The sequence below is a fragment of the Kribbella sp. NPDC004875 genome (genome assembly GCF_042873375.1).
Classification (GTDB): Bacteria; Actinomycetota; Actinomycetes; order Propionibacteriales; family Kribbellaceae; genus Kribbella.
The window spans coordinates 370,170-393,203 of record NZ_JBIALI010000002.1; the positions used below are offsets into that span (position 1 = coordinate 370,170).

The 23,034-nt window shown below is 69.9% G+C and carries 25 protein-coding genes; 14 read left to right on the top strand and 11 right to left on the bottom strand.

What is annotated here, in order from left to right; all coding sequences use genetic code 11:
* From thiE to ACFYRH_RS12875, 3 genes are read left to right on the top strand one after another with little or no spacing between them, the layout of a single operon-like run.
* Window positions 1–648, top strand: coding sequence for a thiamine phosphate synthase (thiE, locus tag ACFYRH_RS12865; protein WP_387772756.1), 648 nt, complete (start codon window positions 1–3; stop codon window positions 646–648).
* Window positions 645–1,073, top strand: coding sequence for a ribonuclease domain-containing protein (locus tag ACFYRH_RS12870; RefSeq protein ID WP_387772759.1), 429 nt, complete (start codon window positions 645–647; stop codon window positions 1,071–1,073). Before thiE ends, ACFYRH_RS12870 begins: the two co-directional genes overlap by 4 nt.
* Window positions 1,070–1,495 carry a barstar family protein gene (locus ACFYRH_RS12875; protein WP_387772762.1) on the top strand — a complete coding sequence of 142 codons (426 nt, stop codon included), beginning with the start codon at window positions 1,070–1,072 and terminating at the stop codon, window positions 1,493–1,495. Before ACFYRH_RS12870 ends, ACFYRH_RS12875 begins: the two co-directional genes overlap by 4 nt.
* Here the strand turns inward: ACFYRH_RS12875 and ACFYRH_RS12880 are convergent.
* Window positions 1,478–1,831 (bottom strand): DUF4180 domain-containing protein, encoded by a 354-nt coding sequence (locus tag ACFYRH_RS12880; RefSeq protein ID WP_387772765.1) that lies wholly within the window; start codon window positions 1,829–1,831, stop codon window positions 1,478–1,480. The genes ACFYRH_RS12875 and ACFYRH_RS12880 overlap by 18 nt on opposite strands.
* 75 nt (window positions 1,832–1,906) lie before the next feature.
* Between ACFYRH_RS12880 and ACFYRH_RS12885 the strand changes: the two genes are divergently transcribed.
* Window positions 1,907–2,326, top strand: coding sequence for a helix-turn-helix domain-containing protein (locus ACFYRH_RS12885; protein WP_387772768.1), 420 nt, complete (start codon window positions 1,907–1,909; stop codon window positions 2,324–2,326).
* 3 nt (window positions 2,327–2,329) lie between these two features.
* Here the strand turns inward: ACFYRH_RS12885 and ACFYRH_RS12890 are convergent, their stop codons facing one another.
* Window positions 2,330–3,400: a polyprenyl synthetase family protein gene (locus ACFYRH_RS12890; RefSeq protein ID WP_387772771.1), complete on the bottom strand. Its 1,071-nt coding sequence runs from the start codon at window positions 3,398–3,400 to the stop codon at window positions 2,330–2,332.
* A 58-nt stretch (window positions 3,401–3,458) separates the two neighbouring features.
* On the opposite strand from ACFYRH_RS12890, the gene metF reads away from it, so the two are divergent.
* Entirely contained in the window at window positions 3,459–4,376 is a 918-nt protein-coding gene (metF, locus tag ACFYRH_RS12895; RefSeq protein WP_387772774.1) for a methylenetetrahydrofolate reductase [NAD(P)H], read from the top strand.
* Between the two features lie 4 nt (window positions 4,377–4,380).
* Window positions 4,381–4,911 carry a SixA phosphatase family protein gene (locus ACFYRH_RS12900; protein ID WP_387772777.1) on the top strand — a complete coding sequence of 177 codons (531 nt, stop codon included), beginning with the start codon at window positions 4,381–4,383 and terminating at the stop codon, window positions 4,909–4,911.
* Between the two features lie 96 nt (window positions 4,912–5,007).
* Here the strand turns inward: ACFYRH_RS12900 and ACFYRH_RS12905 are convergent, their stop codons facing one another.
* From ACFYRH_RS12905 to ACFYRH_RS12915, 3 genes are all read right to left on the bottom strand, one after another.
* The gene (locus tag ACFYRH_RS12905; RefSeq protein WP_387772780.1) at window positions 5,008–7,260 is read right to left on the bottom strand and encodes a HelD family protein; all 2,253 of its coding nucleotides are present in this window, start codon (window positions 7,258–7,260) and stop codon (window positions 5,008–5,010) included.
* A gap of 90 nt (window positions 7,261–7,350) precedes the next feature.
* Entirely contained in the window at window positions 7,351–8,658 is a 1,308-nt protein-coding gene (locus tag ACFYRH_RS12910; RefSeq protein WP_387772783.1) for a phytoene desaturase family protein, read from the bottom strand.
* Window positions 8,658–9,269 (bottom strand): DUF4126 domain-containing protein, encoded by a 612-nt coding sequence (locus ACFYRH_RS12915; protein ID WP_387772786.1) that lies wholly within the window; start codon window positions 9,267–9,269, stop codon window positions 8,658–8,660. Before ACFYRH_RS12915 ends, ACFYRH_RS12910 begins: the two co-directional genes overlap by 1 nt.
* Before the next feature lie 182 nt (window positions 9,270–9,451).
* Between ACFYRH_RS12915 and ACFYRH_RS12920 the strand changes: the two genes are divergently transcribed.
* Together ACFYRH_RS12920 and ACFYRH_RS12925 are read left to right on the top strand one after the other, a co-directional pair.
* Complete coding sequence (locus tag ACFYRH_RS12920) at window positions 9,452–11,371, top strand: N-acetylmuramoyl-L-alanine amidase (protein ID WP_387772789.1); 1,920 nt, start codon at window positions 9,452–9,454, stop codon at window positions 11,369–11,371.
* Between the two features lie 10 nt (window positions 11,372–11,381).
* The gene (locus ACFYRH_RS12925) at window positions 11,382–12,116 is read left to right on the top strand and encodes a nucleotidyltransferase domain-containing protein (protein WP_387772792.1); all 735 of its coding nucleotides are present in this window, start codon (window positions 11,382–11,384) and stop codon (window positions 12,114–12,116) included.
* Here ACFYRH_RS12925 and ACFYRH_RS12930 read toward each other — a convergent pair.
* Complete coding sequence (locus ACFYRH_RS12930) at window positions 12,109–12,579, bottom strand: YbaK/EbsC family protein (RefSeq protein ID WP_387772795.1); 471 nt, start codon at window positions 12,577–12,579, stop codon at window positions 12,109–12,111. The two genes, ACFYRH_RS12925 and ACFYRH_RS12930, sit on opposite strands and share 8 nt — an antisense overlap.
* A gap of 21 nt (window positions 12,580–12,600) precedes the next feature.
* Window positions 12,601–13,170 (bottom strand): DM13 domain-containing protein, encoded by a 570-nt coding sequence (locus tag ACFYRH_RS12935; protein ID WP_387772798.1) that lies wholly within the window; start codon window positions 13,168–13,170, stop codon window positions 12,601–12,603.
* A 327-nt stretch (window positions 13,171–13,497) separates the two neighbouring features.
* Here ACFYRH_RS12935 and ACFYRH_RS12940 point away from each other — a divergent pair, with 327 nt between their 5' ends.
* The 4 genes from ACFYRH_RS12940 to ACFYRH_RS12955 all read left to right on the top strand — a co-directional run bounded on the left by ACFYRH_RS12940 (window position 13,498) and on the right by ACFYRH_RS12955 (window position 16,121).
* The gene (locus tag ACFYRH_RS12940) at window positions 13,498–14,055 is read left to right on the top strand and encodes a DUF6504 family protein (RefSeq protein WP_387772800.1); all 558 of its coding nucleotides are present in this window, start codon (window positions 13,498–13,500) and stop codon (window positions 14,053–14,055) included.
* Window positions 14,052–14,525: an SAV_6107 family HEPN domain-containing protein gene (locus ACFYRH_RS12945; protein ID WP_387772803.1), complete on the top strand. Its 474-nt coding sequence runs from the start codon at window positions 14,052–14,054 to the stop codon at window positions 14,523–14,525. The genes ACFYRH_RS12940 and ACFYRH_RS12945 overlap by 4 nt, the downstream gene beginning before the upstream one ends.
* A 72-nt stretch (window positions 14,526–14,597) precedes the next feature.
* The gene (locus tag ACFYRH_RS12950; protein WP_387772806.1) at window positions 14,598–14,846 is read left to right on the top strand and encodes a hypothetical protein; all 249 of its coding nucleotides are present in this window, start codon (window positions 14,598–14,600) and stop codon (window positions 14,844–14,846) included.
* A 63-nt stretch (window positions 14,847–14,909) separates the two neighbouring features.
* Entirely contained in the window at window positions 14,910–16,121 is a 1,212-nt protein-coding gene (locus ACFYRH_RS12955; protein ID WP_387772809.1) for a DUF480 domain-containing protein, read from the top strand.
* 24 nt (window positions 16,122–16,145) lie between these two features.
* Here the strand turns inward: ACFYRH_RS12955 and ACFYRH_RS12960 are convergent, their stop codons facing one another.
* Complete coding sequence (locus ACFYRH_RS12960; RefSeq protein WP_387772812.1) at window positions 16,146–16,505, bottom strand: cupin domain-containing protein; 360 nt, start codon at window positions 16,503–16,505, stop codon at window positions 16,146–16,148.
* Between the two features lie 209 nt (window positions 16,506–16,714).
* Here ACFYRH_RS12960 and ACFYRH_RS12965 point away from each other — a divergent pair, with 209 nt between their 5' ends.
* Window positions 16,715–17,461, top strand: coding sequence for a class I SAM-dependent methyltransferase (locus tag ACFYRH_RS12965; protein ID WP_387772815.1), 747 nt, complete (start codon window positions 16,715–16,717; stop codon window positions 17,459–17,461).
* 232 nt (window positions 17,462–17,693) lie between these two features.
* On the top strand, window positions 17,694–18,110 hold the full coding sequence (locus ACFYRH_RS12970) for a DUF3040 domain-containing protein (RefSeq protein WP_387772818.1): 417 nt from the start codon (window positions 17,694–17,696) through the stop codon (window positions 18,108–18,110).
* Between the two features lie 176 nt (window positions 18,111–18,286).
* Here the strand turns inward: ACFYRH_RS12970 and ACFYRH_RS12975 are convergent, their stop codons facing one another.
* The 3 genes from ACFYRH_RS12975 to ACFYRH_RS12985 are packed head-to-tail and all read right to left on the bottom strand — an operon-like array spanning window position 18,287 to window position 22,842.
* Window positions 18,287–20,605, bottom strand: a complete 2,319-nt coding sequence (locus tag ACFYRH_RS12975) for a transglutaminaseTgpA domain-containing protein (RefSeq protein WP_387772821.1) — start codon at window positions 20,603–20,605, stop codon at window positions 18,287–18,289.
* A gap of 41 nt (window positions 20,606–20,646) precedes the next feature.
* Entirely contained in the window at window positions 20,647–21,933 is a 1,287-nt protein-coding gene (locus tag ACFYRH_RS12980; protein WP_387772824.1) for a DUF58 domain-containing protein, read from the bottom strand.
* A 3-nt stretch (window positions 21,934–21,936) separates the two neighbouring features.
* On the bottom strand, window positions 21,937–22,842 hold the full coding sequence (locus tag ACFYRH_RS12985; RefSeq protein ID WP_387775254.1) for an AAA family ATPase: 906 nt from the start codon (window positions 22,840–22,842) through the stop codon (window positions 21,937–21,939).
* Between the last annotated feature and the right edge of the window lie 192 nt (window positions 22,843–23,034).

A 23,034-nucleotide genomic window follows, 5' to 3' on the forward strand; every position in this document is an offset into this window, starting at 1 on the left:
GTGACTGAGCACACCGACCGGCTGAACGACGCACGGCTCTACCTGTGCACCGACGCGCGCGAGAAGCAGGGCGACCTCGAACAGTTCCTGGACGCCGCGCTGGCCGGTGGCGTGGACATCGTGCAGCTGCGGCAGAAGGAGATGGAAGCCGCCGACGAGCTGGCCGCGCTGGAGGTGTTCGCCGACGCGTGCAAGCGGCACGGCAAGCTGCTGGCGGTGAACGACCGCGCGGACATCGCGTTCGCGGCCGGAGCCGACGTACTGCACCTCGGGCAGCGTGACCTGCCGGTCCACGCCGCGCGCGCGATCACCGGGCCGGCGCCGATCATCGGGCGCTCGACCCACTCCTTCAGTCAGGTGAACGCCGCGGTCGACGAGGTCGGCTCGGACTACTTCTGCGTCGGTCCCACCTGGGAGACGCCGACCAAGCCGGGCCGCCAGGCGGCCGGTCTGGACCTGGTGTCGTACGCCGCGGGTCGGCGGCAGCCGAAGCCGTGGTTCGCGATCGGTGGCATCGACCTGGAGCGGCTGGACGAGGTGCTCGAGGCGGGCGCGACCCGAGTGGTCGTCGTACGGGCGATCACCGCGGCCGACGACCCGGGCGCGGCGGCTGCCGAGTTCACCCGGCGGCTGCGGGAGGCCGGGTGATCAACAACCCGAAGGCCGCGCGGATCGTCGCGGCCGTGGTGATCGCGATGCTGGTGATCACCCTCGCGGCGTCGCTGTTCGGGTGCTCGGCGGACACGAAGACCGGTTCGGGTGCTGTCGATCAGGAGAGCGGCCTGAAGTACGTCGCGGTCGCGGACCTCCCGAAGGAGGCTCAGGACACGCTGAAACTGATCGACCAGGGTGGGCCGTACCCGTACAGCCGCGACGGCGTGGTGTTCGGCAATCTCGAGAAGATCCTGCCCAAGCACGACCGCGGCTACTACCACGAGTACACCGTGAAGACACCGGGGGAGAAGGACCGTGGTGCCCGCCGGATCGTTACCGGGAACGCCGGGGAGCGGTACTACACCGATGACCACTACAAGTCGTTCCGCCGGATCGCGGAGGACGGGGGAACGTCATGAGCTCGCTGCGCGCGTTGCTGGCCGAGGGACTGCGCCCGGGCGTCTACCGCTGGCCGTCGGCACCCCCCGCGGACGAGGTACGCCGGGACGCCGCCGCCGAGGGCTTCGGGTTCGTGTTGCTCGACACGAGTGAGATCAACGACAAGGCCGGCTTCCTCGACCTGTGTGCGACCGCGTTCGATCTGCCCCGCTGGTTCGGCCGGAACTGGGACGCCCTGGCGGACTCGCTGAGTGACCGGTCGACCGGATCACCCGAGGTCGTGCTCTGGACCGGCCTGCGGAACCTGCTCGAGCACGACCACGACACCGTCGACGTCGCGCTGCAGATCTTCGCCGAGGACACCACGAACTCCGGACAGCTCAGGGTGCTCATCGACGAAGCGTCGACACCTGACCTGCTGAGCTCACTGCCTGTGCTGTAGGTGCTCGGCCAGTTCGTCGAGATCCTTGGCGAACAACAGGTTCCGGCCGCGGTTGCTCTCCCGCACCCAGTCGGCCAGCGGTTTGCTCCGCGCGATCCGCGCCGAGATGTCGCCGACCACCGCGAGACCCATCCGGTAGGACACGAACTTCTGCGTGATCCCGCCGGCCCGCCCGGTCCGCAGTTCGAAGAACTCGTCGCCGAGTTGCTCCGGCGTGAACGCGATCCACTCGGCCTGGTGCGCGTAGTACGCGTCGACGATCTGCTGGACGGCGTCGCGCTCCTCGGTGAGCGGCGTGTCACTCACATGGACCTGAACCCCAGCCACCATCACCATGTTCCTCAAAATACCCTAAGAGTACCTATCTGGGCATTTATAGGGAATTCTAAGGAAAGGCCTTAGGCTGAGCAGATGGCTCAGGAGCTGTACTCGGTCGAGCAGGTGGCGAACCGCCTGGGCCTGCACGTTCGGACCATCCGGAACTACGTCCGCGACGGGCGGCTGAAGGCCGTCCGGATCGGGAAGCAGTACCGGATCACCCGCGAGGATCTCGAGGCGTTCACCGGCGCGCCCGCCGCGGTCGTCGAGGTCGATCGCTCCGCGCGACACGTCGAAGCGTCCAGCATCGTGCACATCGACGCCGTCGACCGCGCGACGGCCGACCGCCTCACCACCCATATCCATGGCGCGCTCAACCAGCCCGAGGCGGTGCACCTCAAGGCCGAGACCATCTACGACGAGGAACGCGCCGTACTCAAGGTGATCGTGCTCGGCAGCCTGCCGGCCACGGCAGATCTGCTGCGGCTGATCAACCTCCTGGCCGACCAGTAGCAGTCACACCACGCGTGACGTCGCGGCGATCGCCAGGTCGGTCAGTGCCTTGCGGGCGGTCTCGTCGGCCAGTGGTGCGCGGTCGAGCGCGTCGAGTGCGTCCTCGGTCCGTTCGGTGATCAGGTCCTCGCAGGCCTGGACCGCACGGGAGTCCTGGAGGATCTCGCGCAGCAGCTGGATCTCGTCGTCGTCCAGGTCCGGCCGGCCGAACAGCCGGTCGAACTCGGACAGCTGCGCCTCCGACGCGTGATCCACGGCGTACGCGATCAGGACCGTCCGCTTGCCTTCCCGCAGGTCGTCACCGGCCGGCTTGCCGGTGAGCGCCGGGTCCCCGAACACGCCGAGCAGGTCGTCGCGCAACTGGAACGCCTCACCGAGCGGCAGTCCGTACCCGGACAGGGCCGAGATCAGGGCGGAGTCCCCGCCGGCCAGTGCGGCGCCGACGTGCAGCGGCCGCTCGATCGTGTACGTCGCCGACTTGTACCGCAGGACTCGCAGCGCCAGGTCCATGTCCGAGGTGCCACTCGCCTGAGCCACCAGATCGAGGTACTGCCCGGCCGTCACCTCGACCCGTACGGCGTCGAAGTACTGCTCCGCTCGCGCCAGCGCGGACGCGTCGAAACCGGACGTGTGCAGCAGCTCGTCGGCCCAGATCAGACACAGGTCCCCGAGCAGGATCGCGGCGCCGGCGCCGAACCCGACCGGATCGCCACCGTGACCGGTCTTCTCCGTGCGGGCCCGCTGCAACGCCTCGAACCGGCGATGCGCGGCCGGCGCGCCCCGGCGTACGTCGGAGGAATCCATCACGTCGTCATGCACCAGCGCGCTGACGTGCAGCATCTCCAGGCTCGCCGCGGCGGTCAGGATCGGCAGGTCCCGTTCGCCGCCCGCGGCCCGGAAACCCCAGTAACAGAACGACGGACGCAACCGCTTGCCGCCACTCGTCGCGTCCCGCGCGGCCTGCACGACCTCGGCCAGCTCCGGCCCGATCGCCACCAGCCGCGCCTCCTGCCGATCGAGGAAGCCACTCAGCGCCCGCTGGATCTCGACCGGAATATCCACATCGCCGTCCACGTCTCGGAGCGTAGTCGGTGGGCAGACGCCGGCCGCCACCGCGGGTAACCTGAACGCCATGGCGAACGGACTTCCCTCGACGCTGCCCGGCGGTGCGCCGACCATCCGTGAGCTGCTGGCGTCCGGGGGCCGGTCGTTCTCGTTCGAGTTCTTCCCGCCGAAGACCCCCGAGGCCGAGGACGTGCTGTGGCGTTCGATCCGGGAGATCGAGCAACTCCGCCCGACCTTCGTCTCGATCACGTACGGCGCCGGCGGCACGACGCGGGACGGCACGATCCGCGTCACCGAACGGGTCGCGCAGGACACCTCATTGACCCCGCTCGGTCACCTGACCTGCGTCGCGCACTCGCGTGACGAGCTCCGCTCGGTGATCGGCGCCTACGCCGGCGCCGGCGTCCGCAACATGCTCGCGCTGCGCGGCGACCCGCCCGGCGGTCCGAACCAGCCCTGGGTCGCGCACCCGGAGGGCCTGAACCACGCGGTCGAACTGGTCGAGCTGATCCGTTCACTCGGCGACTTCTGCGTCGGCGTCGCGGCGTTCCCGGACAAGCACCCGGAGGCGACGTCGCTGGAGGCCGACGCCCAGGTGCTCGCGGCGAAGGCCCAGGCCGGCGCCGACTACGCCATCACGCAGATGTTCTTCGGCGCGGACGACTACTTCCGGCTGGTCGACCGCGCCGCCGCGCTCGGCTGTGAGATGCCGGTGCTGCCGGGCATCATGCCGGTCACCAACATCAAGCAGATCCAGCGGATGGCCGAGCTCACCGGCATGGCGTTGCCGGCCGCCGTCACCGACCGGCTGCTCGCCGTCGAGGACGAACCGGCCGCGGTCCGTGAGGTCGGGATCGAGATCGCCACCGAGCTGTGCGAACGTTTGCTTGCCGGCGGCGCACCAGGCATTCATTTCATTACCTTGAACAGATCCACGGCAACCCGGCAGGTGTTCCTCAACCTCCGGTCGTCGGTCGTATCCTGACCCAATGGCTGACCCGTCGGACCTGTTGATCGACCGTACTCTCGTTCTGCTCCGGCACGCGAAGGCGGTGCCACCGGAGACGATGCCGGACTTCGAGCGCCCGCTCGCGGACCGCGGCCGCGCCGACGCGAGCGCCGCCGGCCGGTATCTCGTTGCCCAGGGCATCGAACCGGACCTGGTGCTGTGCTCGCCGTCGAAACGGACCCGCGAGACCTGGAAGTACGTCGCCGAGGCCGGCGTCACCGCCAAGGACGTCTGGTACGACAAGCGCATCTACAACGCCGACACCGAAGGCATCCTGGACGTCATCCACGAAGCCCCGGCCGAGGCCCGGACCGTGATCGTCGTCGGCCACGCCCCGGGCATCCCGTGGCTGGCCGACGAACTGACGCTGGACGGCACCAGCCCGGAGCGCGTCGAGCTCACCCAGAAGTACCCGACCACCGGTCTCGCGGTCCTGCACCTCACCACCCACTGGGCCGACCTGGCCGCCGACGACGCCGACCTCGTCTCGTACGTCGTCCCGCGCGGCTGACCCCGCCCGGGCAGCTGGCTCCCCCCCATCTGCCCAGACAGATGGGGAGGATCCTGTCCCGAATCGGGCACAAGATCCTCCCCGGGCCCGCGAGCCTCAAGAGGCGCGGCCGGGCAGCCAATCGGTTGTGCTGTTCACAGTGATCATCCGTTGGGTCGCCCGGGTGAGAACGACATACAGCGCCCGTACGCCGCCCAGTGTGTCGCTGACGATCCGGTCCGGCTCGACGACGACCACCGCGTCGTACTCGAGTCCCTTGGACTCCAGCGGACTGACCGCGATGGCCCGTGGGTCGTCGAGCTCGGCGAGGACCGGGTCGATGACCGGCCGCAGCGCCGGGGGCACGATGACGCCGACCGTGCCCTCGACCAACTGCAGCAGCTCGGCGGCCGCGTCACCGGCGGCCTGGGCCACCTTGCCGTCGTCGAAGACCCGGTGCTCGGGCTGCACGCCGGTACTGCGGACCGCGTTCGGCAGGTCGGCGTCCGGGATGGACTGCCGGATCACCTCACCGGCGAACGAGTAGATCTCGGCCGAGTTCCGGTAGTTGGTGGACAGCCGGAACGCGTGCCGCTGCAGGTGCGACAGCATCGAGTCCATCGCGGCACGCGCCTCGTCCGGGTCCGGCCAGGAGCTCTGCGCCGGGTCACCGACGATCGTCCAGCTGGCCTGCGGTCCGCGCCGGGTGACCATCCGCCACTGCATGGGGGACAGGTCCTGTGCCTCGTCGACCAGCACGTGCGCGTACTCCTCCGGCTCGTCCGCCTCCCGCGCGGCCTGCGCACGCGCCCGGCGCTCGGAGCTGGTCAGTACTTCGTTGACGCCGTCCGACAGGCCTTCGAGCCAGTCGAACTCGTCGTCGGTGTTGTCGACCAGCGGCGGGCGACCGAGGAACGTGGACAGCTCGTCCAGCAGCGCGACGTCCGCGATCGTGAACTCGTCCGTGGTCCGGATCGCCTTGGCGAGCGCGTCGACCTCGGCCGGCGTCAGATCGTGCCGGGCCCAGCGCTGGAGCCGACGGGGGTCGCCGAGCCAGCGCAGTACCGACTCCGGGGTCAGGATCGGCCACCACTGGCTGAAGAAGGTACGGAACGCCGGAGTGTCGGCGACCCGATCGCCGAAGGCCTCACGGTCGCCGAGCGGACCGTTGCGCAGGTCCTCGGGGAAGCGCTGCCACAGCGCGGCGATCAGGCCCTTGCGCGCCTCGGCGGCCGCGCGGTTGCGTGCCGTCCGGCGCAGCGCGTTCCGGCGTACGTTGTCGAGTTGGTTGGCGTCGAGCTCGACCGCGGCGCCGCCGAGGAAGACGCGCAGCGTCGCCGGCGCGTTCGGAACGCGGTCGCGGGCGGCCCGCGCCAGGATGCCGCGCATCCGCAGCGAACCCTTGATCGCAGCCACCTCGGCCTCGTCGACCGCGGTGGCCCGCACACCGTCGACCAGCTCACCGACGGCCCGCAGCGAGACGGTGTTCTCACCGAGGCTCGGCAGGACCCGTTCGATGTAGGCCATGAACGCAGCCGACGGGCCGACGACCAGCACACCGCCGCGCTCGAACCGCCGGCGGTCGCTGTACAGCAGGTACGCCGCCCGGTGCAGCGCGACGACCGTCTTACCGGTCCCCGGACCGCCACCGATGACGGTGACTCCGCGAGCTGGTGCCCGGATCGCCTTGTCCTGCTCGGCCTGGATGGTGGCGACGATGTCGCGCATCGTGTGCCCGCGGGCCCGGGACAGCGACGCCATCAGCGCGCCCTCGCCGATCACCGGCAGGTCCTCCGGCGCGCGCTCCGGCGCCAGCAGGTCGTCCTCGAGGCCGACGATCCGCGAACCCTTGTTCCGCAGGACGCGGCGCCGGACGACCTTCTGCCGGTCGGTCGCGGTGGCCCGGTAGAACGGCTCCGCCGCGGGCGCGCGCCAGTCGATCACCAGCGGTTCGTACTCCGCGTCGCGGACACCGATCCGGCCGACGTACAGCTTCTCGAGCTCGGCGGCGGACCCGGCGGCGGCTTCGTCGTCGCCGTGGTCGGAGTCCAGCCGGCCGAAGACCAGGCCTTCGTGTTCGGCGTCCAGTTCGGCGATCCGGCGGGCGGCGGCGAACACCAGCACGTCCCGCTCGTACAGACCGGTCTGCTCTTCGTCGCGGACCCGCCCGACGTTCTGCGCCTGGCCACGCTGGTGGCCCTCGACCGCGATCCGGGACGCGGACCGGGCGGCCTCCTCGACCCGGCCGTACACCCGGTCGACATGTTGTTGCTCAGCCGCCAGCTCAGCCCGCTCCACGCTGTCGTTGCGGTCACTGGTGTCACCGCCGGCGTGGTTGTCGTGATCGGCCGATGTGGGGGTTTGATCCACCGAGGTCCTCTCTACGGCCGGGCCTGCCCCGACTCAGAACACAGGAACAACCAATCTTAGTTCGCTCCTGTGTCCAACCCCACCGGGGCCTCAGGCCTTCCCGATGGCGTCCGCCACGATCGCCGCGCCCAGCGTCGTGGACGGTACGCCGGAACCCGGGTGCGCGCCCGCGCCGACGCAGTACAGGCCCTTGACGGGGGAGACGTTCGAGGCGCGGCGGCGGGCGGTCCGGTAGCCCTCCCAGGCCACGCCGGCCCACCAGGACGGCGACGTCTGCCGGGACACCACGTTCTCCCGGACCGGCAGGCCACGCGCGACCAGGAGGTCGAGGACGTCGTCCGTCGGGTAGCCGTGGACGAGCACGGACCACGCCTGATGACCGGCCGGTGCGATGCCACCTGTCCGGACGACGACGGTCGGCGTCCCGTGCAGAACGGTCTCGAACGGCAGCTCGGGCACCGGGTCCTTCAGCCCGAGATGGACGACGTACGCCGCTTGCGCCTGGTGCGTCGACAGGATCCGTTTGCGCACCTTCCTCGCCGCCGGATCGTCGACGAAGGACTCATACAGCACTCGTGGATCGACGTCGCTCACCACGATGTCCGCGGGCAGTTCTTCACCGTCCACGAGCCGTACGCCGGTCACTGCGCCGTCCGACGTACTGATGGCGACCACCTCCGCGTGGGTGCGAACGGTGATCTTCCGTTCACTCGCTCGCTGCACCAGAGCGTCCGCGAGCGCGCCGAATCCACCTGCGATCGTCCAGCGGCCGAATGTGCGCTCCAGGTACGACCAGACACCGACGTACCCAGGCGTGAGGCTGGCGTCCGAACCACCTTGTGCTGCGAAGTGCCGCAGTACGGCTCGGGCTCGGTCGTCGCTGAGCTCGCGCTGAGCGACCTTCTCCAGCGACTGCCAGGGCTTGAGGGTGCGGATCGTCTTCAGCGGCAGCTTGTCCTCGAGCGGTGGCTCCAGTGAGGTCTTCCGCAGGATCTGCCAGGTGTCGCCGTACGCATCGACCAGCGCGGTCCACTGCTCGGCTACAGCGCCACCAGCGAGGCCGGTCCAGGCCTCTTCCTGCGCACCGCGGTCGCTGACGGGCAGGTCGAGCACGGAGCCGTCGGCGAACATGTGGCGGCGTGGCTCGGTCACCGGGTCGAGCTGGACCAGGCTCTCGATCGGACGACCGCTCTTCCGGAACAGGTCGCGCAGAGCGGCAGGCAGCGTCGTACTGGCCGCACCGGCGTCCCAGGTGAAGCCATCCGCCTCGACGCGACCGAGCGCACCGCCCAGATGCTCGTCACGCTCGCAGATCGTGACCTGGTGGCCCAGCTTGGCCAGACGCACCGCACTGGCCAGACCGGCCAGTCCGGCTCCGACAACAACCACCTTGGCCATCAGGCAACGCTACTTCCGGTCGCAGGGGTACTACGTTTCTCGCGCCACGCTTTGAACCTGAGATATCCGCGCCGAATGAATCGGAACGCGAAGTACACGCCGATCAGTCCGAGCAGCAGCAGGAGGCCGGCGATGATCAGCGCCGCCTCCGGGTGGAAGGCGGCCAGCGACATCACACCGGCGACGGCGACGTCCTCACCGGAGGACGCGGCGATGTTCGTGACGGGTTCGGGGGAGGTGTTGATCGCGAGCCGCAGACTCGCCTTCACCGAGTGCGACAGCAGGGCCACCAGACCGCCGGTGGCCGCGATCACCGCCTGTTGCAGCGTGCTCGCCTGACCTGACAGCAGCGCGGCCAGGACGACGGCGATGGTCGGCCGGATGAACGTCGAGACCGCGTCCCAGGCCGAGTCGACGTACGGGATCTTGTCGGCGACGAACTCGAACGCGAACAGGGCCGCGGCCGCGATCAGCACCGGCGTCGTGGTCAGCGCGTGCGGTACGTCGCCGGCGCCGGCGAAGCGGCCGAGCAGACCGAGGATCAGCACGCAGGCGTAGGCGTTCACGCCACTCGCCCAGCCCGTCGTCACCGCCAGCGGCAACGCTTCCATCTCCGGTCTCCGTAACCCTCAGTCGCCGTACTGCGCGAGCCATGATTTCGCCAGTGATCGTCAGTATCGAACCCGATGTCGCGAGTTTTGGTTAACCGTTGACATCCGCGTCGCCTCGACTCACAGTGACTAGGCTGCCAGTCTGTGTGACCGGCACCCGCCCAGGGGTTCAGGAGATCATCATGCTGCGTCGTCCGAAGATTCTTGCCGCACTCGCTGCGGTAGCACTGCCGGCCGCCCTGGTCGGCGTGTCGTTGGGAGGTCCACCCGCAGACGCGTCAGAACCGGGGACACCGCCGGCCGACGCCGCGTCGGCGTTCAGCGCGGCCGCTGCGAAGTACGGCGTACCGGAGCCGGTTCTGCTCGCCGTCTCGTATGCCGAGTCCCGCTGGGACGACCACGCCGGCACGCCGAGCACGTCGGGCGGCTACGGCCCGATGCACCTCACCGGACTGGGCGCCTCCGAGGTCGCCGACCTGTCCGGCAAGCAGAAGGTCGCGTCCGCCGAGTCGCTGCAGACGCTGAAGAAGGCGTCCGAGCTGACCGGGCTGGACCAGGCCACGCTGCGCAAGGACGTGACCGCCAACATCGACGGCGGCGCCGCGGTGCTGGCGTCGTACCAGAAGTCGCTCGGCCTGCCGGTCGGCGCGAACACCTCCCCCGCGCAGTGGTACGGCGCGGTCGCGTCGTACGCCGAGGCGAACGACAAGGTCGGCGCCGCCGGGTTCGCCGACGACGTCTACTCGATCATGGCCAAGGGCGCCGCCCGGACCACGAACACCGGCCAGCAGATCGTGATGCCGGCCGTCGCGGTGCAGCCGGCCAAGGCCCAGCTCGCCAAGCTCTCGCTGCCGAACGGTGTGCAGCCGTCGAAGTCCGACGTCGAATGCCCGCCGTCGCTCGGGTGCGAGTGGCTGCCCGCGCCGTACTCGCAGTTCGGTGACGGCGACTACGGCAACCATGACCTCGCCAACCGGCCGAAGACCGGCAAGATCGACTACATCGTCATCCACGACACCGAAGGCACCTGGCAGGGTGTGCTGAACCTGGTGCAGGACCCGACGTACGTGAGCTGGCAGTACACGATGCGCTCGTCCGACGGCCACATCTGGCAGCACGTGCCGGCCAAGGACGTCGCGTGGCACGCCGGCAACTGGTACGTGAACATGCACAGCATCGGCATCGAGCACGAGGGCTTCGCACCGCAGGGCGCCACCTGGTTCACCGAGTCGCTGTACCGCAACTCGGCCAAGCTGGTGCGTTACCTGGCCGTGAAGAACAACATCCCGCTCGACCGCGCGCACATCATCGGCCACGACCAGGTGCCGGGCACGGTCCCGTCCACGGTCCGCGGCATGCACTGGGACCCGGGACCGTACTGGGACTGGGAGCACTACATGGACCTGGTCGGCGCGCCGATCTGGGGCAAGTCGGTGCTGCCGGTCAAGGCCGGGTCGGTCGTCACGATCAAGCCGGGCTTCGAGGACAACGTCCAGGTCGTCAACAGTTGCGACACCGCCGGCACGCCGTGCAAGCCGCAGGGCACGAACTTCGTGTACCTGCGTCAGGCGCCGGACGACAACGCTCCGCTGGTCAAGGACCTCGGTCTGCACCCGGACGGGTCCAACGGCACCACTGAGGTCTCCGACATGGGCTCCCGGGCCGCAGCGGGTTCGCAGTACGTCGTGGCCGAGCGCCAGGGCGACTGGGTGGCGGTCTGGTACCTGGGCGCCAAGGGCTGGTTCAAGAGCCCGGCGTCGGCTCCGGACGCGTTCGCCAAGCCCGGTCTGGTCGTGAAGCCGAAGGCTGGGCTCACCTCGGTGCCGGTGTACGGGCGTGCGTACCCCGAGCAGTCGGCGTACCCGACGGGGATCCCGTACCAGACGGTGACTCCGTTGCAGTACTCGATCGGCGCGGGACAGGCCTACCCGGTCGGTGACCTGAACATCGAGACCGACTACTACCGGGCCGTGACGTTCGACGGGCAACCGCCGACCGATCACGTCCAGGTACTCGGGAACGACAAGTACTACCAGATCTGGTTCGGGCACCGGATGGCCTACGTACGGGCCGCCGACGTGGACGTTCGCCCAGCCGTCTAACCTGTCCGTTGTGATCGACGAGGCCGTCCAGCCCTTGCTGGACGGCTTTGTCACGTCAGTGCGGGAAGTCGCCGACGTGAAGGCGGTCTGGCTGCACGGCTCGCTGGCACTGGGGGACTACCAGGTCGGCCGCAGCGACCTCGACACGATCGTCGTGGTCTCGTCGCCACCCCCGCCCGCCGTCGAGGACATGCACCGGCGGCTGATCCGCGAGTACCCACTCGCCGCCAAGCTGCACTGCTCCTACATGGCAGTGGACCAGCTGGGCGACCTCACGGTCCGGCATCCGACGTTCGCGCACGAGGAGTACTTCGATCGGCCGGTGACCCCGGTGACCCGCCGCGAGCTTGCCATCGGCAACCGTACGCTCTTCGGCCCGGTGCCCGCCGAGCTGCTGCCGGCGGTGACCGACGAGGAACTGTTCGACTTCGTCCGGCGCGACCTGCGCGACTTCTGGCTGCCGGTGACCCGGAAGCGCGGCCACTGGTACAACGACATCTGGGTCGACCTCAGCCTGCTCACGATCGCCCGCGCGCACGTCACACTGGCGACCGGTGACCTGATCACCAAGCGCGCCGCGTTCGACGTCCTGCCGTACCTCGGTGCGCCCGCCGACGTCGTCGAGGACATCCGGCGACGCCGCTACGGGCCCGACGAGGTCCGTACCGGGATGTGGTGGCGGCACACGCGCGCCGGACTCACCCGGCGCTTCGTGCGGGCCGCGATTCCCGCCGTCCTCAGTTGACGGTGATCGTGCTGCCGTTGGTGAGCTTCAGGAGCTCGTCGTACGTCGTGGGGAACACCGAGTGCGGGATCCCGGCGGCGGCCCAGATCACGTCGTACTGCTCCAGGGCGGTGTCGACGTACGTCGGGACCTGGCCCGGGTGCCCGACGGGAGCGACACCGCCGATCGACTGACCGGTGTGCTCCTTCACGAACTCGGGGGTGGCACGCTTCAGCTTCGTGATCCCGAGCTCGGCCGCGACCTTCGCGGTGTCGACGCGGTGCGCGCCCGAGGTGAGGATCAGGACGGGGGCACCGTCGCCGTCGAAGATCAGGCTGTTCGCGATCGCGCCGACCTCGCAACCGAGCTCCGCCGCCGCGGCCGCCGCTGTCGGCACCGCCTCGTCCAGGATCACGATCTCGCCGGTGGCACCTGCCGCCTGCAGCGCGGCGGCGACCTTCTGCACATTGGGATGACTGCTCACCCTGCGAGCTTAGGCGCCCCGTCATCCCGATTTCAGCGCGGCCGCTCCGAACGAGACGTTGAACCGGTCGCACCAGATCGCCACGCTGCGAAAGCTCTCCAGCCGCACCTCGCGGGGGATCGGGTAGTTCTGGTTGCCGTGGTTGCCCTTGAGGCGGCCGAGGTCGCGATACGTCCCGTCGTCGAAGACATGCCACCCGGCCCTGCCGGGCCGGACCGCGGCGTCGCTCAGCCAGACCTTCAGATCCGGCCCGTCGGAGGTGTCCAGGTTCTCGATCCGCAGGACCCGGCGGCCGTCCGGCAGAGCGAGTACGGCGATGTCTCCGGACGTCCCGTGTTCGTGACTGATCAGCTGCCCGGTCAGCAGAATCCTCGGTGCGGTCTTGACAGTAGGCGCCGGTTCTGTCGGGACGACGGAAATTGTCGGTGGCGTCCTCGATGCTGAAGGCGTGGAGATCGGAACAGCGCCCGGCAGCCCCTCGTCGACGACCTTGTCGGTGAGCAGCCGCCACGGCTGGAAGAGCGGCAGCGTGATCGCTGTCACCACGACGGCGACCGCCGCCGCGGCGCTTCCGGCTGTCCGTTTCCGCATCGTTCGTCCTTCCGTCCCGGGGTTCCCAGTCTGGTCGCCCGGACGCCTGCGGGGCGGCGCGCCGGGCTTACCGGACGTTGACGATTGTCGGCGCGCGGCGCTACGCTTCCAGTGTTCGAACAGATGTTCGATTACCTCGGACCCGGTTTCGTCGGGAGGCCGGACCGAGGCGGGTCGGACAGCTGGACGGCTCCGGTGCGGAGTTGCGGCCGCATCGGAATCCGGTGGTCCCGGCGGGCGGGCCCCGGGGTGGTCCTCGACCCCCACCCCGGGCTCACCCGCCGGGCTGCCGACCCGGGGAAGCTCGTTCACAGGAGGCGATGGAGCATGTGGGAGTTCGACGACGCCGTCGAGGTGCACTCGGTGTCCGTGGACGGTCTCGAGACCCCCGATCAGTTCCTCTGGCGCGGCCGCCTGTGGCGGGTCTGCGCGGTGAAGTCGCAGTGGACCGAGACCGCGGTCTGGTGGGAGCGCGGCATCATCGGCACCGGCCAGACGTACGACGCCCGCGCGCACTACCGCGGGCAGTCCGAAGAGACCTTGGCGCGGATCGACGCGGCGACGGTGGCCGAGGCCTGCTCGGCGGCCCGCGGCACGGCCCGCCCGGTCCGCAACCACCCAGCCGGCGTGGCAGCGGCGGCGACCCCCCGTTCTCACGCCGCTGCCACGCTTCCCTCCACCACCACACTTCCCTCGGCCACCCCGCTTCCGTCGGCGGGTGCGAGTCCGGCGGCCGTGGGCGTGCTGGATGCGGAATGGGGGCCGGAGCGCGCGGTGTTCCGGGTGGAAGCAGGCTGCGGCCGGCACGGCCGGCGGGAGCTGTTCGATCTCGCCCACGACCCGGACTCGGGTCGCTGGCAACTGGAGAGGGTGACCGACCGATGACTGTTTCACCGGTATCGCCGGCCGCGGCCGGTGCGGCCAGCCGAGAGCTGTCCCGCGCCCGCGCCGCCCTGGCCGAGGCGACCGAGACGAGCGACCACCTGCTCCGCTACTCGAGCGCGCACGTCGCGGCGCTCCGGGTCGCGGCCGCGGTGCTCGCGGTCCGGGCCCGCCCGGTCCGCTCGGGCAGCCGCCGACGGGTCCAGCGCAACGCCTGGGTGCTGCTCGCCGAGGTCGCGCCGGAGTTCGGCGAGTGGGCGACGTTCTTCGCCGCCGGTGCCGGGCAGCGTGCCGCGGCCGAGGCCGGCCTGGAGCGCGCCGTCAGCACCCGCGAGGCGGACGACCTGATCCGCGCCGTCGACACGTTCTACACCCAGGTGGAGGCGAGCCTGCGGCTGTCCACCAGCCCGGTGCTCACCGCCACCACCGACCCGCAGTCCGTCCTGACCCAACCGTGGATGCAAGCCAGCTGAACCACCCGCACCGAGAAACATCAGCGCCGAGAAGCAGCACCGAGAACCGCCAGCACTGAGGAGATCCCGACCGTGAGCGAACCATCGAGAGGGCTCGGCAAGGACCTGTGTGGTCGCGTGCACGCCCTCACCGGCGCCGAGTGTTATCTGCCGGACACCCATTACCCACGTCCTCATCACTCCCTGTCCGGCGAGTCCTGGCACGACGGTCTGTGCACTCGCTGCTCAGGCTCCGGCCTGGTCGACGACGCGCTCTGCCCGTCGTGCAACGGCACCGCGTTCGAGCCGCTGACGCTCCCGGAGACCTACCAACCCGGCTGACCGATCCTGCGTGGCTGCAGATCTCTGCAGACCGTCGGCCGGTGAGCCCTTAAGGTCGGACGGGTGAGCGATCTTCCTGTCCTGGGTATCGAGGATCAGCGGGTCCTCGGGAGCTTGCTGGAGAAGCAGACGACGGTGCCGGCGTCGTACCCGTTGACGGCCAACGCGTTGCGCACCGCCTGCAATCAGACGAGTAATCGGGAGCCGGTCGTCGACTACGACCAAGGGACCGTCGAGCGGGTCGCCCGGTCGCTGCGCGATCGCGAGCTGCTGCGGATCGTCTGGGTCGACACCGGCCGGCGGACCTTGAAGTATCACCAGATCCTCGACGAGAAGCTCGGCCTCGAGGAGGACGAGCGGGCACTCATCACCGTGCTACTGCTCCGTGGCGCGCAAGCGCCGGGCGAGCTGCGGACGCGGACCGAGCGGCTGCACCAGTTCGCCGACCGGTCCGACGTCGAGGACTGCCTCCGACGGATGGCCGCCCGTCCCGAACCGCTGGTCCGCGAGCTCGAACGCCGCGCCGGCCAACACGACCGCCGCTGGATCCACCTGCTCGGACCGGTCCCGGAGGAGGAGGCGGTCGCCGCCGTCGAGGCTGTGGATCGCGACACGGTGATCGCCGACGGCGTCGAGGCACGCGACGCGCGGGTGCGTGCGGCGTACGACGCGGTCGCGACGACGTACGCGGACGAGCTGCTCGACGAGCTCGACGGGCTGCCGTTCGAACGCTGGCTGCTCGACCGGGTGATTGCCCATGCCAACGGCCGTCCGGTGGTGGAAGTCGGATCCGGGCCGGGGCACATCACGGCGTACCTGGCCGAGGGAGGTGCCGATGCCACCGGCATCGACCTGTCACCCGAGATGGTCGCCGAAGCGCGCCGCCGGTTCCCCGGCCACAACTTCGAGGTCGGAGACCTGCGCCGCCTCGGCAGGCCGCCCGCCAGCTCCGGCTGGGCGGCAGTCCTCGGTTGGTACTCGCTCATCCATCTGGCCGCATCCGAACTTCCCGAGGCGATCGCCGCCTTGACGAGGCCGCTCGACCCCGGTGGCTGCCTGGTCCTCGCCCTCCACGCCGGAGCCGAGGTCCGGCACGTCGAGGAGCTACTCGGCCACGAGGTGAGCCTCGACTACGTCCTCTACGACCCGACTCAAGTGATCGCCGCGGTCGAAGCCGCCGGCCTGACCGACATCGAGTGGTACCTGCGTGGCCCGATCACCACCCGCGCCGAAACCACCCGCCGCCTGTACGTCATCGGCCGCACCCCGTCCTGAGGCCGGCGAGCGCGGGCGTTCGGGTCAGGGTTTGGCGTAGGTCTCGGCCGCGGTCGACTCGAATTCGAGACCGACCACCGGCTCCTCACCGACGACCCAGGCGTCGTGCCCGGGCTCGATGACGTAGGCGGAGCCTGCCGCCAGGCGCGCCTTGGTGCCGTCGTCGTGGATGACCTCCATCTCCCCGGAGAGCAGCGTCCCGACATGCCGGACCTGGCAGGTGTCACCTCCGACGACGGGACGGATGCACTCGGACCAGCGCCAGCCGGGCTGGAAAGTCATCCGCGCGACGCTGGCCCCTGGCAGCTTGACGACGTCGATGCTCGTCTTGTCCGGCCTGCGTTGCTCGTCCGGTTCGGTGAAGGACTTGCTGAAGATGGCCATGATCCCCTCCCTGACGATCGGCTCTCCCCTTCTTCCCCACAGTGTCGCGCTCGCCCTGCCGGCGACAGACCCCACCGAGCGACGGACGCTTATGGTCCGCTAACGAGGTCGGCACGACTGGCGGATCGGGTGCGATGGGCGGGGCTGGGTGGGAGTGGAAGTAGGGTGTGGCGCGGTGGGGTGGTGATGGGGGATCGGCAGGAGGGTTGATGGTGGATCGGCGACGGCGGAGCGTGCGGACCGCGTTGGTGGGAGAGGCGCTGCGCGTTGCGCTGGCGGGACGCGGGCGGACCGATCCGGGCGCCGGGCTGGACATTGTCGACCTCGGCGGCGGGACCGGCGGGTTCGCCGTACCGCTCGCGGTCGAAGGGCACCGGGTGACCGTGGTCGACCCGAGCCCGGACGCACTCGCCTCACTGGAGCGCCGGGCCCGCGACGAAGGCGTGAGCGAATTGGTCCGCGGTGTTCAGGGTGACGCGGGCGAGCTCCCCGGGCTGGCGGGGGAGTCGAGCGCGGACGCCGTACTCTGCCACGGGGTTCTTGAGGTCGTCGACGATCCGGTGCAGGCGCTGCAGGCGATGGCGTCGGTACTGCGCGAAGGCGGCGTACTGAGTCTGCTGGTTGCCCAGCGCAACGCCGTGGTGCTGGCGCGGGCGCTGGCCGGTCACCTGGCCGAGGCACGGATCGCCCTGCAGGACCCGGACGGCCGGTGGGGCGCGACCGACCCGATGCCGCGGCGGTTCGACGAGACCGGGATCACCGCGCAGCTCGCGGATGCCGGGTTCATGGTGCACACCGTGCACGGCGTCCGGACGTTCGCCGACCTGGTGCCGTCCGCGTTCGTGGACTCCGAGCCGGGCGCCGCGGAGTCGCTGGCCGAGCTGGAACGCGCGGCCAGCCAGCACCCCGCATTCCGCGCGCTGGCGACGCAGCTGCACATCCTCGCGACCCGCTGAGCAGCGCCGCGGTCGCCGGCAGCCCTGACGGAGGGTGACGGCTGAGCTACCGGCTCACGGAGGCTGTGCGGACGCTGTGAACTGACCGTGAGCGACACGCCGACAGACACAGGTTTGGGACCGGCCCTCCGGGGGCAGTTGCCGGACCGTGACGCGCTGGACAGGCGGTCAGGGTTTCGTGTCGGCCGAGCGCGGCCTAGACTGAAGGCGGCCTATCGAGATCGCGCTCATCATGGAGGGATCGACGGTGCCCCTCTCGGAAGAAGAGCAGCGCCAGTTCGAGCAGCTCGAACGTGCCCTTGCTGCGGAAGACCCGAAGTTCGTTTCCGCCATGCGTGGGACCAATGTGCGCTTGTACTACAAGCGGCGGGCAGTGCTTGCCGGCGTTGGATTCGTGCTGGGCATCGCGGTGCTGATGACCGGTGCGATCATCCCGAACACCATCATCGGAGTGATCGGCTTCGTGATGATGGTCGCCTGTCTGTACATCGCGGCGCTGAGCATGAAGCGGATCAGCAATGCGGGGGAGTCCGACGACATCCCGCCGCCGCCGACGACCAAGCGGCATCGGACCAAGCACGACTCGTCCGGCAGCTTCATGGAGCGGATGGAAGACCGCTGGCGCCGTCGCCGCGACGAGGATCTCTGACGCGTCGCAGCGCGGTCTGAGCGCAGGCTGAGACTTCGACCACACCCGTGCCCTGGTGGGACGGGTGTGGTCGTTTTTGCACCCTGACAACCGCGAGGCGTCAGCCGGCACCCATCGCGCCGCCGCCAGCGACCGCGAGGCGTCGGCGGGCTTCTTCCCCCGGCAGCCGGGAGGTGTCAGTTGGCGTGGCGGCGTTTCGGGAGGATGACGGAGCGCAGCCGGGCCAGCAACAGGTCGAACTCGTCGAGCAGGTCCGAGGCCTCGGTCGTGCCGCGGCTCAGGTACCAGCGCCACGACGGCGGCAGCAGCCGGGCGCGCCAGCGCCGCCGCGTCGGCGCCTGCGACCACAGAGCCGCGCGTACGGCGGCCGCGTCGGCGCGCAGGTCCAGCTCGGGATTGGCATCGCCCGCGTACCGCAAGGCCTCGATGCCGCGAGCCAGGCGCCGGGCCGCGGGATGCGTCTCCTCGGGGAGCTTCGTCATCAGCCACTGACCGGTCTGGCGCGGCGTCGAGATGTCGGACCAGTCCAGACCCAGGTCGCGCGAGGTATCCCGGACCTCTGCCCACAGCCCTTCAGCCGCCTCCCGACCTGGCGGCCGCAGGAGCCGTTTGCGCCGCGTCAGCGTCCGGATCAGCCACGGGATGCACAGCACGAGCAGCACCGCGAGGGTTCCGGCGATCGCCTGCCCGCCACCCTTGGTGAACCAGTTGCCGGAGTCAACGACCGGGGCGCCGGTCGGGTCCCCCAGGCTCGGGTCGTGGCGCGGCTTGCTGACCCCCGGGGTCTCCTGGCTTCCCGGCGTCGTCGCCACGGCGGTCGGCGCGGTGGTCGGGCTGGTCGGGTCCGGTCCGGCCGCGACGGTCCAGTTCGGCGTGCTCGCGACCCGGGCGGACGGCGTCGGTTCGAACCGCACCCAGCCGATGCCCTGGAAGTACAGCTCCGGCCAGGCGTGCATGTCGTGCATCCGGACCGTGAACTCGCCGTCCTTGCCGGCCTGCCCGGGCAGGAACCCGATCCCGACCCGGGCCGGGATCCCGATGATCCGGGCCATCAGGGCCATCCCGGTGGCGAACTGCTCGCAGTACCCCTGCTTGTTCTTCAGTAGGAAATCCTCGAGCGCGGTCATCCCGCTGCCCTTGGCGTTGTCGGTGCTGTAGGTGAAGCCGCCGCTGCTGCGGAACCAGTTCTGGATCAGGACGGCCGCCTCGAACTTGTTGTCGGCCGCGGCGGCGGTGATCTCGTACGTCTTCTGCTTGATGTCCGTCGGCGTCTGCCGCGGCACGATCAGGGTGTACTGGTCCGGCCCGCCGGTGGTGATCGAGTCGTGCAGCTGCTCCGGCGTGGGCTGCAGGTCGTACGACGTGACCTTGTACTTCTTGCCCGCGACGATCGAGCCGTTCGTCGACACCACGTCGAGCGCGCCGGCGTCGTACTGCCACTCGCGCTTCAGCGAGATCGAGTGCGTCGGGTAGGGGACCGGGGCGAACTGCGACCGGAAGTCCCTGGTGACGTTGATCTCCATGGTGGTCTGCGGAACCTTCGAGAGGTCACCGGTGTAGCCAGGCGGCGGCGTCAGGTCGCCGCCGATCTTGTGCCCCGCGGACCGCGGCGCGATCCGCCAGGTGTTGCCGTCGAACAGGTCGAGCGCGGTGAGCCGCAGGTAGCTGCCGCCGGCCGGCCCGCCCTTGTAGGTGAGCGCGACGTCGTTGGCGCCGCGCTTCAGGTTCTTGCCCATGTCGAGCATCGGGTCGGTCGACGAGATCGAGGCGCCGAGCCCGTTCCCGTTCCCGCTGCCGCCGGCCAGACCGTTGCCGACGACTCCTTCCGGCAACGCCGGGAGCAGCGCGGGCAGGAGGGCGGCGATCGCGACGACGCTCAGCCCGATCCGGCGCCCGGCCTGCCCGAGCGCCGACGCCTCGACGGGCTCGGCCGCGTCGAGGTGCGAGACGCCGGAGATCCGGCGGCCCCAGCGGCTCAGCCGGCTCCGGCCCTCGGCCGACAGCAGCACGATGTAGCCGATCGCGGGCGGGATGAAGAGCAGCGCCGGCAGCCCGCCGTGCACGGTCGCGGCCGGCACCGTGTACATGATCAGCAGCAGCAACCCCGACCACGCGGCCTGCCGGAGCTGGACGGCGATGACGTGGATCAGGAAGCCGGTCGCGGTGATCACCGACACGGCGAACAAAGTCAGATGTGGATCCTGTGGCAGTGGCGCACTGAAGCGGTTGATCGAGTCCATCGCGTCGACCATCTGCGCGTTGAACTCGATCGCGGTCGCCTTCACCGGGAACAGCCCGAACTTCATCGTCGCGTGCAGGAAGAACAGCGACAGCAACTCGACCAGCACCAGCAGCTGAACGATCGGTACGACGACCCGCGGGATGCGCAGGTTCTGCAACAGGACCCCGATGCCCGTCATCAGCGCGCACAGGAACGCGCTGATGAACAAGAACGGCCCAGAGAACACCGGCGTCAGAACGAGCGACCCCAACACGGTCGCTCCCCAAGCAGCAATGGAGATCCTGGCATGACCGGTCATGCGATTCTTCCGCTTCTGAGGCCGAGGGTGGACCAGACGGTGGGGAGGTGGTCGCCGCGGCGGACTCTGGCTACTCGCCAGCCGTTGCGGCGCAGTTCGTTCTCGGTGGCGTCCGTGGCTGCGGTCAGTCGGGCGGCCTTCTCGGTCGCCTCGACGCCGACCGCCCAGCTCGCGGCGTCCAGCAGCAGTGCGACCCCGGTCGCCTGACTCGTCCGCCATCGGTTGAGCGCGGTGACGTCGTCGGAGCTGCACGCACCGACGATCGCGATCACCAGACTCGGCTCCTGCGCGTGCCGGTCGACCGTCAGCAGCGGACCGATCTCGGCGTACTTGTGTTCCTCGACCGTCGCGCACTCGGTCAGCAACTGCTGCTGGGTGAGTGGCTGGTGCACCGCGGTGGACGACCGATGAGTGATGGCAGACAGCGTCGTCGGCCCACCGAGCATCGTGGTGACGTAGCCGCGGCGTACCCGGTCGATGCCGATCGAGGCGGTCGCGCTGACCGCCCACTCCAGGCTCGACGACGGGCCGTGCCCGTGGTGCGAGATCGTCCGCGCGTCCAGGAACAGCGCGCAGCGGCTCTGCCAGGGCTGCTCCTCACGCCGCACCATCAGCTCGCCGCGGCGTGCCGTCGACCGCCAGTGCACCCGGCGCAGGTCGTCGCCGTCGCGGTACTCGCGGACCGTGGCGTCCTCCTCGCCGGCCGCGGCGATCGCCCGCGGCCGGTTCTCGCCCGAGCCGGCCCGGTCCGCGCCGAGCCGGATCTCGGGCAGCCGGAAGACCCGTGGCGTGACCAGCAGATGCTGGCTGCGGGTGAACGTCCTGCTGGTCTCCACCAACCCGAACGGGTCGGCGACGGTCAGCATCAACGGCCCGACCTGGAACAGCCCCCGGACGTCGCTCTTCACCGGATAGGTGACGGTACGGCGCCAGTTCGGGCTGACCCGGTCGACGACGAAGCGCGGCCGGTGCCCCAGTACATAAGGAATGCGGTCCTCGAGCAGCAGCAGCCCGGCGGGCATCCGGCCCTGGTTGCTCAGGGTCAGCTCGACGGTGGCCTGGGTCCCGACCGGGACCTGGTCCGGCGCGAGACTGCGGCGTACCTGCAGGCGCAGTCTGGTCCGGCCGACGACGAGGGCCGCGACGACCGGCAGCGCGGCCAGCAGGATGCCGACCCGCAGCAGGTCCTTCTGGCCGAGCAGCAGTGCGCACAGCGATGCCGTCAGACCGGCCGCGACGAACGCCCGCCCCCTGGTGGTCAGTCCGCGCAAAGCCTGCCGCATGGCTCAGTCCCGACGCGTGCGGGGGAGGGCCACATTGGACACCAGCCCGGAGATGATGTCGGCTGCACCGCGCCCACCGAGATGCGCCTCAGCCGCCGGCAGTACGCGGTGCGCGAGCACCGGGACCGCGAGCTCCTGGATGTCGTCCGGCAGCACGAACTCCCGGGAGTCGAGCGCCGCGGCCGCGCGGGCCGCCCGGATCAGGTGCAGTGTCGAACGCGGGCTGGCGCCGAGGCGCAGCTCCTGCGAACGCCGCGTCGCACCGACCAGCGCGACGGCGTACTCCTTCACCGACTCCGACACGTGCACCGACTGCACGGTCTTCACCAGGCGGAGGATCTGCTGCCCGTCGGTCACCGGCTGCAGGTTCAGCAGTGGGTCGTCGGCAGCGTGCCCGTCCAGCATCCGCAGCTCGGCGGCCGGCTCCGGGTAGCCCATCGAGACCCGGGCCATGAACCGGTCCCGCTGCGCCTCGGGCAGCGGGTACGTGCCTTCCATCTCGATCGGGTTCTGCGTCGCGATCACCATGAACGGCGCCTCGAGCTGGTACGTCGTGGTGTCGACCGTGACCTGTCGCTCCTCCATCGACTCCAGCAGCGCGGCCTGGGTCTTCGGCGAGGCCCGGTTGATCTCGTCGCCGACGACGATGTTCGCGAACACCGCGCCGGGCTTGAACTCGAAGTCGCGGATCTCCTGGTTGAAGACCGAGACGCCGGTGATGTCCGACGGCAGCAGGTCCGGCGTGAACTGGATCCGTCGCACGCTGCAGTCGATCGACTTCGCCAGCGCCTTGGCCAGCATCGTCTTGCCGACGCCCGGGACGTCCTCGATCAACAGGTGGCCCTCGGCCAGCAGGACCGTGACGGCGACCTCGACAACGTCGGGCTTGCCCTCGATCACCTGCTCCATGGCGCGGCGGACCCGGCCCGCCACCTCGGACAGCTCGTCGAAGTCCCCGGCCCCTGCCAGCGGCGAGCTGGTCGCGGTGGTGCTCACTCTGAGTCCTCCCCATTCGTTGACTGCCGCCACATTCTCACCCGCTGTAGGGGTCGGACCTAGAGTGGCGGGAGTTTCGTTACCTGGCGTTTCGATGTCCATCGG

Bases quoted from the DNA above. Each gene is read 5' to 3' on its own strand.
- ACFYRH_RS12910 (WP_387772783.1), bottom strand. From the start codon at position 8,658: ATGGCCAAGGTGGTTGTTGTCGGAGCCGGACTGGCCGGTCTGGCCAGT.
- ACFYRH_RS12940 (WP_387772800.1), top strand. From the start codon at position 13,498: ATGTGGGAGTTCGACGACGCCGTCGAGGTGCACTCGGTGTCCGTGGAC.
- ACFYRH_RS12920 (WP_387772789.1), top strand. From the start codon at position 9,452: ATGCTGCGTCGTCCGAAGATTCTTGCCGCACTCGCTGCGGTAGCACTG.
- metF (WP_387772774.1), top strand. From the start codon at position 3,459: ATGGCGAACGGACTTCCCTCGACGCTGCCCGGCGGTGCGCCGACCATC.
- ACFYRH_RS12980 (WP_387772824.1), bottom strand. From the start codon at position 21,933: ATGCGGCAGGCTTTGCGCGGACTGACCACCAGGGGGCGGGCGTTCGTC.
- ACFYRH_RS12885 (WP_387772768.1), top strand. From the start codon at position 1,907: ATGGCTCAGGAGCTGTACTCGGTCGAGCAGGTGGCGAACCGCCTGGGC.
- ACFYRH_RS12875 (WP_387772762.1), top strand. From the start codon at position 1,070: ATGAGCTCGCTGCGCGCGTTGCTGGCCGAGGGACTGCGCCCGGGCGTC.
- ACFYRH_RS12915 (WP_387772786.1), bottom strand. From the start codon at position 9,269: ATGGAAGCGTTGCCGCTGGCGGTGACGACGGGCTGGGCGAGTGGCGTG.
- ACFYRH_RS12985 (WP_387775254.1), bottom strand. From the start codon at position 22,842: ATGGAGCAGGTGATCGAGGGCAAGCCCGACGTTGTCGAGGTCGCCGTC.
- ACFYRH_RS12900 (WP_387772777.1), top strand. From the start codon at position 4,381: ATGGCTGACCCGTCGGACCTGTTGATCGACCGTACTCTCGTTCTGCTC.
- ACFYRH_RS12970 (WP_387772818.1), top strand. From the start codon at position 17,694: ATGGAGGGATCGACGGTGCCCCTCTCGGAAGAAGAGCAGCGCCAGTTC.
- ACFYRH_RS12880 (WP_387772765.1), bottom strand. From the start codon at position 1,831: ATGGTGATGGTGGCTGGGGTTCAGGTCCATGTGAGTGACACGCCGCTC.
- ACFYRH_RS12960 (WP_387772812.1), bottom strand. From the start codon at position 16,505: ATGGCCATCTTCAGCAAGTCCTTCACCGAACCGGACGAGCAACGCAGG.
- ACFYRH_RS12935 (WP_387772798.1), bottom strand. From the start codon at position 13,170: ATGCGGAAACGGACAGCCGGAAGCGCCGCGGCGGCGGTCGCCGTCGTG.
- ACFYRH_RS12945 (WP_387772803.1), top strand. From the start codon at position 14,052: ATGACTGTTTCACCGGTATCGCCGGCCGCGGCCGGTGCGGCCAGCCGA.
- ACFYRH_RS12965 (WP_387772815.1), top strand. From the start codon at position 16,715: ATGGTGGATCGGCGACGGCGGAGCGTGCGGACCGCGTTGGTGGGAGAG.